At 40.6% G+C, this 12,687-nt stretch carries 10 protein-coding genes, 1 other RNA gene and 1 other annotated feature; of the genes, 9 read left to right on the top strand and 2 right to left on the bottom strand.

Annotation, left to right across the window (positions count from 1 at the left end):
* Positions 1-72: 72 nt before the first annotated feature.
* Positions 73-2,271 carry a RelA/SpoT family protein gene (locus tag AC4QJR_RS21240; RefSeq protein ID WP_098575603.1) on the top strand — a complete coding sequence of 733 codons (2,199 nt, stop codon included), beginning with the start codon at positions 73-75 and terminating at the stop codon, positions 2,269-2,271.
* Positions 2,272-2,282: 11 nt separating this feature from the next.
* Entirely contained in the window at positions 2,283-2,726 is a 444-nt protein-coding gene (dtd, locus tag AC4QJR_RS21235) for a D-aminoacyl-tRNA deacylase (protein ID WP_098575602.1), read from the top strand.
* 46 nt (positions 2,727-2,772) lie between these two features.
* Here dtd and AC4QJR_RS21230 read toward each other — a convergent pair whose 3' ends face one another.
* Complete coding sequence (locus tag AC4QJR_RS21230) at positions 2,773-4,284, bottom strand: N-acetylmuramoyl-L-alanine amidase family protein (RefSeq protein WP_496524098.1); 1,512 nt, start codon at positions 4,282-4,284, stop codon at positions 2,773-2,775.
* Between the two features lie 165 nt (positions 4,285-4,449).
* Between AC4QJR_RS21230 and AC4QJR_RS21225 the strand changes: the two genes are divergently transcribed.
* The 7 genes from AC4QJR_RS21225 to AC4QJR_RS21195 all read left to right on the top strand — a co-directional run bounded on the left by AC4QJR_RS21225 (position 4,450) and on the right by AC4QJR_RS21195 (position 11,264).
* Positions 4,450-4,626, top strand: coding sequence for a hypothetical protein (locus AC4QJR_RS21225; protein WP_496524097.1), 177 nt, complete (start codon positions 4,450-4,452; stop codon positions 4,624-4,626).
* Between the two features lie 60 nt (positions 4,627-4,686).
* Positions 4,687-4,928: a binding site (T-box leader), on the top strand.
* A gap of 98 nt (positions 4,929-5,026) precedes the next feature.
* Positions 5,027-6,298, top strand: coding sequence for a histidine--tRNA ligase (hisS, locus tag AC4QJR_RS21220; protein WP_496524096.1), 1,272 nt, complete (start codon positions 5,027-5,029; stop codon positions 6,296-6,298).
* A gap of 13 nt (positions 6,299-6,311) precedes the next feature.
* Positions 6,312-8,081 carry an aspartate--tRNA ligase gene (aspS, locus tag AC4QJR_RS21215; RefSeq protein WP_496524095.1) on the top strand — a complete coding sequence of 590 codons (1,770 nt, stop codon included), beginning with the start codon at positions 6,312-6,314 and terminating at the stop codon, positions 8,079-8,081.
* 66 nt (positions 8,082-8,147) lie between these two features.
* Positions 8,148-8,346, top strand: a non-coding RNA gene (gene ssrS, locus AC4QJR_RS21210) — 6S RNA.
* 158 nt (positions 8,347-8,504) lie between these two features.
* A complete protein-coding gene (locus tag AC4QJR_RS21205) occupies positions 8,505-9,272 on the top strand; it encodes a tRNA threonylcarbamoyladenosine dehydratase (protein ID WP_026563472.1) in 768 nt (255 codons plus the stop codon).
* Between the two features lie 125 nt (positions 9,273-9,397).
* The gene (locus tag AC4QJR_RS21200; RefSeq protein ID WP_496524094.1) at positions 9,398-10,327 is read left to right on the top strand and encodes an ABC transporter ATP-binding protein; all 930 of its coding nucleotides are present in this window, start codon (positions 9,398-9,400) and stop codon (positions 10,325-10,327) included.
* The gene (locus AC4QJR_RS21195) at positions 10,320-11,264 is read left to right on the top strand and encodes an ABC transporter permease (RefSeq protein ID WP_496524093.1); all 945 of its coding nucleotides are present in this window, start codon (positions 10,320-10,322) and stop codon (positions 11,262-11,264) included. The genes AC4QJR_RS21200 and AC4QJR_RS21195 overlap by 8 nt, the downstream gene beginning before the upstream one ends.
* A 53-nt stretch (positions 11,265-11,317) precedes the next feature.
* Here AC4QJR_RS21195 and AC4QJR_RS21190 read toward each other — a convergent pair whose 3' ends face one another.
* Entirely contained in the window at positions 11,318-12,589 is a 1,272-nt protein-coding gene (locus AC4QJR_RS21190; protein ID WP_496524092.1) for a replication-associated recombination protein A, read from the bottom strand.
* Positions 12,590-12,687: the final 98 nt, after the last annotated feature.

Here is a 12,687-nt window from a genome sequence, read left to right as displayed (position 1 = left end):
CATATTCAAGAAACTAATTTTTAGCGAATGACATTTATATAAATAAATTGAGACGAAAATAAAGGTGATTTCATGGCGAATGATTTAGTGTTGACAGCCGACCAAGTCATCGACAAGACTCGGAACTACTTAAATGAGGAACATGTTGAATTAGTAAAAAATGCATACGAATTCGCAAAACATGCTCATCGTGAACAATATCGAAAATCGGGAGAACCCTACATTATCCACCCCATCCAGGTTGCGGGCATTTTAGCTGACTTGGAGATGGATCCTGCTACGGTTGCTGCTGGTTTTCTTCACGACGTCGTAGAAGATACGAGTGTATCCTTAAAAGATATCGAAACAGCTTTTAATGACGAAGTGGCGATGCTTGTCGACGGTGTAACAAAATTAGGGAAAATTAAATATAAATCTCACGAGGAACAGCAAGCAGAAAATCACAGAAAAATGTTTGTGGCCATGGCTCAGGATATCCGGGTTATTCTGATTAAGCTTGCCGACCGTTTGCATAATATGCGGACACTTAAACATCTTCCTGTAGAAAAGCAGCGTCGGATTTCAAATGAAACACTTGAAATTTTTGCACCTTTGGCACATCGTCTTGGGATCTCTAAGATTAAATGGGAGCTCGAAGATACAGCATTAAGGTATTTAAATCCGCAGCAATACTATCGAATTGTTAACCTAATGAAAAAGAAGCGTGCTGAACGCGAGCAATATTTAGAGGATGTCATTGACGAAGTAAAAAGCCGAATGGGAGAAGTGGCTATTAAAGCAGAACTTTCTGGCCGCCCAAAGCATATTTATAGTATTTACCGAAAAATGGCATTGCAAAATAAGCAATTCAGTGAAATTTATGATTTACTAGCTGTCCGCATCGTCGTGAACAGTATTAAAGATTGCTATGCTGTCCTAGGAATCATTCACACCTGCTGGAAACCGATGCCTGGCCGGTTTAAGGATTATATTGCGATGCCTAAACCGAATATGTATCAATCGTTGCACACCACTGTAATTGGCCCAAAGGGAGATCCGCTTGAAGTTCAAATTAGGACGAAGGAAATGCATCGGATAGCCGAATTCGGGGTTGCTGCTCACTGGGCGTATAAAGAGGGCAAAGAAGCAATGAATGATACCACCACGTTTGAACAAAAACTAACCTGGTTTAGAGAGATCCTTGAATTTCAAAATGATACCGCTAATGCGGAAGAGTTTATGGAGTCATTGAAAATCGACTTATTTTCCGATATGGTGTTTATATTTACGCCAAAAGGTGATGTAATTGAGTTGCCATCTGGTTCTGTTCCTATTGATTTTGCTTATCGAATTCACTCTGAAATTGGCAATAAGACGATAGGTGCAAAAGTGAATGGCAAAATGGTTACCCTTGACTATCGACTCAAGACTGGCGATATTATTGAAATCCTTACTTCCAAACATTCATACGGCCCAAGTCAGGATTGGTTGAAGCTTGCGCAAACATCACAAGCGAAAAACAAGATCCGGGCCTTCTTTAAGAAACAGCGCCGTGATGAAAATGTGGATAAAGGTAAAGAGTTAGTTGAAAAAGAAATTCGTAATATGGAATTTGATATTAAAGAAATATTAACTACAGACAATCTGAAAAAAGTTGCTGAAAAGTTTAATTTTTCCAATGAAGAAGATATGTATGCAGCGGTGGGCTATAATGGAGTAACGGCCTTACAGGTGGCAAACCGTCTAACTGAGAAATGGCGTAAAAAGAGGGATCAAGAACAAAGTTCGAATATTACGAATGCCATTACGGATTTAAAGACTTTCCCAGCAACGAAAAAGCGGGAATCCGGTGTCCGAGTATCAGGCATCGATAATTTATTGATTCGCTTATCAAGATGCTGTAACCCTGTACCTGGAGATGAAATCGTAGGTTTTATTACTAAAGGCCGCGGGGTATCTGTTCATCGCTCGGACTGTACGAATATTGATTCGAATGATGCACAGTCAAGGTTAATTCCGGTTGAATGGGAATCATCTTTAAATGACCGGAAAGAATATAATGTTGACATTGAAATTAGCGGCTATGACCGCAGAGGGCTTCTGAATGAGGTGCTTCAAGCGGTAAATGAAACAAAAACGAATATTTCTGCGGTTTCTGGTAAAACAGATCGGAATAAAATGGCTACGATAAACATGTCGATTGCTATCCATAATGTGGCCCACTTGCAAAAGGTGGTCGAACGCATTAAACAGATCCCAGATATCTATTCAGTACGTCGAATGATGAATTAAGGAGTTTCAGAATGCGTGTTGTTGTGCAAAGAAGTAAAAATGCCAGCGTAACCGTTGCTGGGGAAGTAACGGGGCAAATAACCAAAGGACTAGTCCTGCTTGTCGGTGTAACCCATGAAGACAAACAAGAAGACGCTGCCTATCTTGCTGATAAAATTGCTAATCTCCGTATTTTTGAAGATGAAGACGGAAAAATGAATTTTTCTTTAATGGATGTCGGTGGTGAAATTCTTTCCGTTTCGCAATTTACCCTTTACGGGGATTGTCGAAAGGGAAGAAGGCCTAATTTCATGGGTGCGGCACGTCCAGAACAGGCTGTTGAACTTTATGAGGTTTTTAATAGCTTGCTTCGTGAAAAAGGCATCCGTGTGGAAACCGGTATTTTCGGTGCGATGATGGATGTTGAACTAATCAATGACGGTCCCGTAACGTTGATTATTGATAGTAAAGCATAAAAAAGGCTTAGCACTTAATCAAGTGCTGAGCCTTTTTTTTCGAAGTTTATTCATTTTCTTTAAAGTAGCGGGCCAGTCCATCAAACATCCCCGCTACCGCATTTTCTTGGAATCCAGCAGATGTTATTACCATTTCTTCAGCTGGATTGCTTAAATAGCCTAGTTCCATTAAAACAGCTTTTTGACTATTTTCACGGATGACATGGAAATCACCAAAACGGACCCCCCGACTAGTCATTTTCGTTTGACCGACGGTTGATGCAAAAATGGATTCAGCAAGGGCTTGTTGATAAGAGTGATAATAATAGCCAGTCATACCGCGGGTACTTGGATCAACATTGCTATCGTAATGGAGACTGATAAAGGCATCCGCATTGTAGGAACTTGCTATATTCACACGAGAGGCTAGTTGTAAGTAAGAATCATTTATTCTCGTTATGTAAACATTAGCCCCTGCTGCCATTAATTTATCTGACAAAAGTTGTGCCGTCCGAAGTGTAAGGTCTTTTTCATATGTTCCGCTGACACCCGTTGCCCCTTTATCCGTACCGCCATGCCCTGGATCAAGGACAATCGTTTTATTTTTAAGATAGCCTTCAGCGCCTTGCTTTTTAATCTGTGGGTTGTTCCCGTTAATGGAAACCAGCCAGCCAGCAATATAACCAATTCTTCCGTCTTCTAACTTAACTTCATACCAATCATTGATGATGTTTTTTACGGAATATGCTGCACCTGTATTGGTCCGTTCGATAACATCTGACTGTACATCTGGACCTTTGCGGATATTTGTCCCGTTATTTATTATCGTAATAATAGTTTCCTTCACGGTTTGTCCAGTTTGAGTTTTGGAAGTCTCTTTCTCGAGAAACCAACCAGCTACCCACCCGAAACTACCAGACTGGTACTCTATCTTTGCCCAATTATTCAATTCTTCTACGATCGTAAAACGTTGCCCCATAGTTACAGTTCCAATTAGGTTGGAATTCAATGAGGCACTTGAGCGGACACTAAGGCTGTCGGCTGTTACTGTTCCAATTAAGCCATTCCTTTTTGCCGTACCTGAAGATGTGTCACCTGCTGCTTGGACGTCAATAAAATCAGAGATAACCCAGCCTCTTACATTTGAAAAACCAATCTCCAGCCAATTATCTTGTTTCGAATATATGGTGACGCTTGTCCCATAGGTAAGTTTCCCAACAACTGAGCTTAATGCGGAAGGTTCCTGGCGCATATTTAAGGTATCAGCATTCACCATACCGTAATTAGTTTTTATAGCCGAATTGGTTTCTTTGGTGACGAGCCAATTAACGAGCCAGCCTGTTTGGCCATTGGCAAGTTCAATTTCGATCCAATCGCCTTGTTCTTTCACAATCGGATACTTTTCGCCCCGATATACAATTTTTATTAGTGGGTAACTTAGACCTGGACCGCCGCGAAGATTGACATTATCGGTGGAAATCGTAATGGACTCTGTTGCTGCCACACTTTTACCATGAGGCATAAAAGTTATAAAAATAAGAATAATAGATAATACCCATAAACTACCTTTTTTGACCATAAAGCCCTCCTTTTCTATTCTATTATTTTAGCGTATCAAAAGCTGAAAATCATGCCTAAATTGCTAATATTGACCAATTTGGTGAGAAAATCCTATCAGGATGCAAGTTTTTCACGATTGGTGGAGATAATATGAGTAATGATGAAAAGGCTGAGGTGATTAGAAGTGAGAGCAAGTGAAAAAGGAATGAACATCCAATCTATGGATGGACGGCTTTTCGGTGTTGATTTTCATGATTTTATTCAAAAGGAACAGCATGCAAACTCGTTTGAACTCGCATCAGAATTCGGAATAACAGTGGGTGATGTCAGAAAGTTAAAAAAACATTTAGAAAGATCATAATTGGCTATTGACAATATCTGCGATGCTCCGTAATATTAATTAAATAAAATGACATATTGTGATATACCAATGATGGAGCATAGTAATTAAGCAAACTCATGAATAGAGAGGAAATGTCCTGGGCTGAAAGCATTTCTACATGGAACTTAATGAATGAACACTCCGTAGGCTTCTCTCTGAAAAAGGGTACCCTCTAGTAGGAGAAGAACGTAGCAGGCGTTAACTGTTAAAGAGGAAGTGCATGTTGTTCATGCCTTCAACTAGGGTGGCACCGCGGGATTAATCAAACTCTCGTCCCTTGTATTCATACAAGGGATGGGAGTTTTTTGTTTGTTTTTATTTAGGAAAATAGTAATAATTCCATCTGCTTACATAAGAAAAAATAAGGAGGTTTTCCACTATGTCCATTAGCATTCCTCGGGGAACGCAAGACATTTTACCTGGAGAGGTAGAAAAGTGGCAACTGATTGAAGCTAAAGCGCGTGAACTTTGTGAGAAATATCAATATAAAGAGATTCGCACCCCAATATTCGAACATACAGATCTTTTTTCAAGAGGCGTTGGCGATAGCACAGATATCGTTCAGAAAGAAATGTATACATTTGAAGACCGTGGCAAACGTAGTCTAACCCTACGCCCAGAAGGTACCGCAGCAGTTGTCCGTTCATATGTGGAGAAAAAAATGTTCGGGCTGGCTAATCAGCCGGTCAAGCTTTACTATATGGGACCGATGTTCCGATATGAACGTCCGCAAGCAGGGCGCTTTCGCCAGTTTGTTCAATTCGGAATTGAAGCATTAGGGAGTAATGACCCTGCCATTGATGCAGAAGTCATTTCCCTTGCGATGAACCTATATAAAGAAATGGGTTTAAAAAAGCTGAAGTTGATTATTAATAGCCTGGGTGATAAGGAAAGCCGCAGCGCTCACCGCGATGCACTTGTCAATCACTTCAAACCAAGAATCGGTGAGTTTTGTCATGATTGTCAAAATCGACTTGAGAAAAATCCACTCCGAATCTTGGATTGTAAGCAGGACCGTGACCATGAATTGATGAAAACAGCACCATCGATTCTTGAATTCCTTAATGATTTTTCAAAGGATTATTTTGAAAAATTACAGAAGTATTTAACCCAATTGGATATTCCTTTCGAAGTCGATGCCAACTTAGTTCGCGGACTCGATTATTACAACCACACGGCATTTGAAATTATGAGTAATGCTGAAGGATTTGGAGCGATCACCACGTTGTGCGGCGGAGGCCGTTATAATGGTTTAGCAGAAGAAATTGGCGGACCTGAAACACCAGGTATCGGATTTGCTTTAAGTATCGAACGATTTATTGCGGCTCTCCAAGCAGAAGGGATTGAGCTTGCAGTTAATGAAGGCATTGATTGTTACCTAGCCGCACTTGGGGAGGAAGCGAAGGATTACACCGTTGGATTGTTACAGCAGCTGCGTCGTGCAGGTTTCTCAGCAGAAAGAGATTATTTGGATCGGAAAATTAAAGCTCAATTTAAAGCAGCCGACCGTCTAAGAGCTAAGTTTGTAGCGGTTTTAGGTGATGAAGAACTTAAAAATAATAAAATCAATGTAAAAAATATGGCTACAGGTGAGCAAGTAGAAATTGATTTAGCAACTTTTATTAAACAGTTCCAAGAGTTACAGGATTAAGAGGGGGATAATTATGTTTGGCAGATCATATTTTTGTGGGGAAGTCCCAGAATCAGCAGTTGGTGAAAAAATAACATTGAAGGGTTGGGTCCAAAAAAGACGTGACCTTGGCGGATTAATTTTTATTGATCTCCGCGACCGTTCAGGGATTGTTCAAGTAGTTTTTAATCCGGATTTATCACAAGAAGCATTGCAAATTGCTGAAACAATCCGTAACGAGTTTGTGTTAGATATAGTTGGAACTGTTGTAGCACGTGATGCAGCAACCTTCAATGAAAACCTGAAAACAGGGAGAATTGAAGTACAGGCAGAAAAAGTAACGATCATAAATGAAGCAAAGACACCGCCATTTATGATTTCTGATAAAACCGATGCATCTGAGGATGTCCGATTAAAATACCGTTACCTTGATTTCCGTCGTCCGGTTATTTTTGAAACCCTAAAGATGCGTCATCAAGTGACCAAGCAAATCAGAGATTTTCTTGATGGAGAAGGCTTCTTAGATATTGAAACACCTATTTTGACAAAAAGTACTCCTGAGGGAGCACGGGATTATTTAGTGCCAAGCCGTGTTCATCCAGGTGAGTTTTATGCCCTGCCGCAATCACCACAACTTTTTAAACAATTGCTCATGGTCGGCGGCATTGAACGTTATTACCAAATTGCACGCTGCTTCCGTGATGAAGATTTACGTGCTGACCGTCAGCCAGAATTTACCCAAATCGATATCGAGACAAGCTTTTTAAGCCAGGAAGATATCATGGGAATGATGGAAAAGATGATGACAAAGTTAATGAAAGAAGTAAAAGGTGTAGACCTGCCTGAGGCATTCCCTCGGATGACCTATGACGAGGCAATGAGCCGTTATGGCTCGGATAAACCTGATACTCGTTTTGGATTAGAGCTCGTCGATCTTTCTGAAATTGTTAAGGATTCAGGCTTTAAAGTATTTGCATCGGCAGTTGCAAATGGAGGCCAAGTAAAAGCAATCAATGTGAAAGGTGCCGCTGACAATTACTCACGTAAAGACATTGATGCCTTAACAGAGTTCGTTGCTGTATATGGCGCGAAGGGGCTTGCGTGGCTAAAAGTCGATTCTGAAGGGCTAAAAGGTCCGATTGCTAAATTCTTCTTAGAAGAGGATGCCCAAGCACTTAAAGCGACCCTTGAAGCAACAGAAGGAGATTTACTTTTATTTGTTGCTGACAAGAAAAAGGTTGTCGCCGATGCTTTAGGTGCCCTTCGCCAAAAGTTGGCCAGGGATTTAGATTTAATTGACCCAAGTTTATTCAATTTCTTATGGGTAACGGACTGGCCGCTTCTTGAGTACGATGAGGAGGAAGGACGTTATTACGCGGCTCACCATCCGTTTACGATGCCATTTAGGGAAGACCTTGAATATTTAGATTCTGACCCGTCAAAAGTCCGTGCACAGGCCTATGATATTGTCTTAAATGGATATGAGCTTGGCGGCGGATCCCTTCGTATATTCGAGCGTCCGATCCAAGAAAAAATGTTTAACATTCTTGGATTTACACCGGAACAAGCCAATGAGCAATTCGGTTTCTTATTGAATGCGTTTGAGTATGGAACACCACCACACGGCGGGATCGCGCTTGGATTGGACCGATTGGTTATGCTTCTTGCTGGAAGCACCAACCTAAGAGATACCATTGCATTTCCTAAAACTGCTAGTGCCAGCTGCTTGTTAACGGATGCTCCTGGGGAAGTTTCTGAGGCCCAATTGAAGGAATTACATCTGTCACTAAATGTTAAAAAATAGCAGGAATTCGCTTTCATGAATCCTTGAATCCGGATTTTCAATATGCTATTATAAAAGCAACAAAGAAGAGTCCTGAGATGTACGTTGCGTTGCCTGAAGTTTTGACCGAACATTAATTATTCGGGAGTCTAGAGTTTCCTGATTGCGTAAATGCCCCACTCTTATACGGGTAAGGGGACTTACAATTTCGGGAACAGGGCACCCCCCTGCTGAATGCGGGATCAAAACTAAGGATGTTAAAAGTGACGGCATAATTGGGACTCTTTTCAATTGCAAAATGCTCAACCTCCTGGAGATTTCGGGAGGTTTTATTTTGCTTTTTACTTGATTCATCCTATCAAGATGCTTGTTTTTGGTGGAGTGTATGATATATTTTTAATCGGGAAAAAGAAACATAACGAATTTATAATTGGAGTGAACATCATGTTGCATCAATTTTCACGGAACGAACTAGCCATCGGTAAAGAAGGCCTAGAAATTATGAAGAACAGTACGGTCGCTGTTTTAGGTATCGGCGGTGTCGGTTCTTTTGCAGCCGAAGCATTGGCCCGTTCAGGCGTCGGCCGGTTAATTTTAATAGATAAAGACGATGTGGATATTACCAATATCAACCGCCAGTTGATCGCATTGCTTTCCACTGTTGGAAGGCCGAAAGTGGAAATTATGGAGGAGCGGATTCGAGATATTAATCCTGACTGCGAAGTTATTTCCTTAAAAATGTTTTATACAGAAGAGACCTATGAACAAATTTTTAGCCATAATTTAGATTTTGTGGTTGATGCTTCAGATACGATTATTTATAAAATACATTTAATGAAGGAATGTTTAAAAAGGAATATTCCAATTATTTCAAGTATGGGAGCAGCCAATAAAATGGACCCAACCCGTTTTAAAATTGCGGATATTTCAAAGACCCATACGGATCCGATTGCCAAAGTCATCCGTACAAAACTGCGGAAGGAACGAATCCACAAAGGAATTCCTGTTGTGTTCTCTGATGAAAGCCCGATTGTGATTCGTGAAGATATTAAAAAAGAAGTAGGAAATGAAAATGCACCCATCCGCAAAGCGCAAATGCCGCCAGCATCAAACGCCTTTGTTCCGTCAGCTGCTGGATTGATTATGGCAAGCTATGTGGTGCGACAATTATTAAGCAGCATCAAAATTCAACGTGTATCAGATGAGAAATAAGCTTTTGATGGAGCCCTGAAACCTTAATTGGTTTGGGGTTTTTCTTATATTTTGAAGTTTTAGGGAGGTAAATTTTTCTAGAATAAGATAAACTAGTGTGAGAATACATAGTGAGGAGAGAGAGTTTGGAAAAAATTGTCGAGTTGAAAAATGTAACGAAGGTAATTAAAGGTCGAACCATTATAGATAACATTAGCTTTCAAGTAAATAAAGGAGAGGTATTTGGCTTTTTAGGTCCAAATGGCGCAGGAAAAACAACGACAATTCGAATGATCGTAGGGTTAATGGCGATTACATCTGGAGACATTGAGGTTGGCGGTTCCAGCATAAAGACTAATTTTGAAGAGGCTGTTCGTCATATTGGTGCAATTGTAGAGAACCCGGAAATGTATAAATTTTTGACGGGGTACCAAAATTTGATTCACTATGCCAGAATGGCAAATGGTATTTCCAAAGAGAAGATTGCTGAAATAGTAGAACTAGTAGGATTATCTGATCGGATTCACGATAAGGTAAAAACCTATTCATTAGGAATGCGCCAAAGACTAGGATTGGCTCAGTGCCTCTTACATGACCCTCAAGTCTTGATTTTGGACGAACCAACAAATGGATTGGATCCCGCTGGTATCCGAGAGATCCGCGACTATGTCCGTCTCTTAGCACGTGAAAAAAATCTAGCTGTGATTGTTTCAAGCCATCTGCTTTCCGAAATGGAAATGATGTGTGATCGGATTGGCATTATCCAAAGTGGCCGCTTAATTGATGTACAGCTTGTCCAGGAACTTGTTCACGTTGCTTCTGAAACGACCCATGAACTGGAAGTAGTCCCCGCTGATAAAGCCTTACAGCTGATTGGTGTTCACTATCCCAATGCTCGAGCGAACCTTTCTAGGAATGGATTAACGATCGAACTTCCAAAGGAACAAATTCCTACACTAATTAAAACTTTCGTAACGGAGGATATTCAAGTTTATGGAATCAGGGAAGTTGCGAAGACATTAGAAGATCGTTTCCTTGAATTGACAACCGAAAAGGGGGTGCCAAACCGTGGTTAATTTAATTAAAAATGAATGGATGAAAATTTTTAAACGACCTGGAACCTATGTAATGATCGCCATTCTTGTTGTAATAACTGCTGCCTTTGGTATCTTTCATAAGTATCAAGAAAAAGATATCAGCATCGATAAAAATTGGGAACAGACATTACAGCAGGAAAATGACGCATTAAAGAAGCAGATGGAACAAAGCACTTCAAAGCTGGAAAAGCAATTTTATAAAGAGGAAATCGCAATAAATGATTACCGTATCAAGCATCATATCTCCTTTCACGAAAAATATAATGTCTGGACATTTGTAAAAGATGCGTCTCAACTGATAATCCTGCCTGGATTATTTACAATTATCATTTCAGCTGGAATTGTCGCCAGTGAATTCAACTGGGGAACCATCAAATTGTTATTAATACGACCAATCAACCGGAACAAGATATTGATCTCTAAATATTTGACTGTCTTATTGTTCGCGTTATTAATGCTTGGCATTTTATTTGTTTTCTCGGCTTTGCTGGGCGCACTTCTTTTTGGAATGCCAGACCAAGCTGTTCCATATCTAAATTATTCTAATGGCCGAGTAACGGAACAACCGATTGTTATACACTTGTTAATCTATTACGGATTAAGTTCCATTGATACGATTATGTTAGCGACGATGGCATTCATGATTTCATCTGTATTCCGGAACAGTTCCTTAGCCATCGGCTTATCATTATTTTTATTGTTCACAGGGGCTCAATTTACTGTCCTATTGTCTCTTAAATTTAGCTGGGCTAAATACATCTTGTTTGCAAACACAAACCTTATGCAATATGTAGAAGGGACACCTATGGTCGAAGGGATGTCAATGACATTCTCAGTCATCATGTTACTCATCTACTTCGCGGTATTCCAATTCTTTGCCTTCACCGTCTTTAAGAAACGTGATGTGGCCTCATAAAAAAGAAAAGGGTGTCAGGCACCATGTGAAGAATTCACATGGCGCCTGACACCCTATTTTTTCCTTGTTAACTTTTCGTATACGATTGCTAGGGCTTGTTCGAATTTTCCGGTTTTCTTTGGTTGGTAGTATTGTTTATGTTTTAATCGATCGGGTAGATATTGCTGTGGAACCCAGCCGTTCTCATAGTCATGTGGGTACTTGTAGTCGATTCCTCTGCCTAGTTCCTTTGCTCCTTTATAATGAGCATCCTTTAGATGGTCAGGTACTTCGCCAACGATGCCTTTTTGGATATCTTCGAGTGCAGCCTGAATAGCCAAAACAGCCGAGTTTGATTTTGGTGACAAACATAATTCAATCACCGCATTTGCTAGGGGAATTCTTGCCTCCGGAAAGCCAATTCTCTCAGCTGTTTCAATCGCAGCTAGCGTGCGTGCACCAACTGTTGGATTAGCTAATCCGACATCTTCATAGGCGATCACGATCAATCTTCGGCTGATACTTGGCAGGTCTCCTGCTTCGATTAATCGGCCCAGATAATGGAGTGCAGCGTTGACATCGCTCCCGCGGATCGACTTTTGAAAGGCAGAGAGGACATCATAATGCCCATCCCCGTCTTTATCTGCAACAAGACTCTTTTTCTGCAAACATTCTTCAGCTGTCTTTACATCGATATGAATGATGCCATGTTCATCTTTATCCGTTGATAATACAGCTAATTCTAAGGCATTTAGAGAACTTCTTACGTCCCCATTGGATCCCTGGGCAAAATGCAGCAGGGCTTCATTCACAATTTCTACTTTTATCTTTCCGAATCCACGTTCCTCATCCTCGAGGGCACGATGTAATGCTAATTTTACTTCATCAGGTGTAGGTGGTTTTAATTCGAAGATCTGACAGCGGCTCCTGATTGCTGGGTTAATGGCGTGATACGGATTACTGGTGGTGGCGCCAATTAAGACGATCATGCCGTTTTCTAAGTAAGGTAATAAAAAATCCTGCTTCCCTTTATCTAAACGATGGACCTCATCAAGAAGCAAAATGACTTTTCCTGACATTTTTGCCTCGGCGGCAACAATTTCCATATCCTTTTTATTATTCGTGACGGCGTTAAGTGTCCGAAAGGCATATTTGGTGCTGCCGGCAATTGCACTGGCAATGGATGTTTTGCCTATACCGGGCGGACCATATAAAATCATCGAGGTCAGTTGTTTTGCCTTCACCATTCTTGATATGATTTTTCCATCGCCAACCAAATGCTGCTGCCCGACAACTTCTTCAATTGTTCTAGGCCGCATCCGAAACGCTAAAGGCTTTTGCTGCATGGTTACATCTCTCCAAAATTCGAATAACAATCTAACTATATATAGCCTTACTTTACCATTTTCCGTTGAAAAAGCATATTAAAGAAGAATATGATATA

The sequence above is a fragment of the Neobacillus sp. BP17 genome, from assembly GCF_059579525.1.
This window is presented reverse-complemented; position numbering and strand designations above follow the sequence as displayed.

Coding starts and splice junctions, on each gene's coding strand:
- AC4QJR_RS21240 (WP_098575603.1), top strand. CDS start 73: ATGGCGAATGATTTAGTGTTGACAGCCGACCAAGTCATCGACAAGACT.
- dtd (WP_098575602.1), top strand. CDS start 2,283: ATGCGTGTTGTTGTGCAAAGAAGTAAAAATGCCAGCGTAACCGTTGCT.
- AC4QJR_RS21230 (WP_496524098.1), bottom strand. CDS start 4,284: ATGGTCAAAAAAGGTAGTTTATGGGTATTATCTATTATTCTTATTTTT.
- hisS (WP_496524096.1), top strand. CDS start 5,027: ATGTCCATTAGCATTCCTCGGGGAACGCAAGACATTTTACCTGGAGAG.
- aspS (WP_496524095.1), top strand. CDS start 6,312: ATGTTTGGCAGATCATATTTTTGTGGGGAAGTCCCAGAATCAGCAGTT.
- AC4QJR_RS21205 (WP_026563472.1), top strand. CDS start 8,505: ATGTTGCATCAATTTTCACGGAACGAACTAGCCATCGGTAAAGAAGGC.
- AC4QJR_RS21190 (WP_496524092.1), bottom strand. CDS start 12,589: ATGCAGCAAAAGCCTTTAGCGTTTCGGATGCGGCCTAGAACAATTGAA.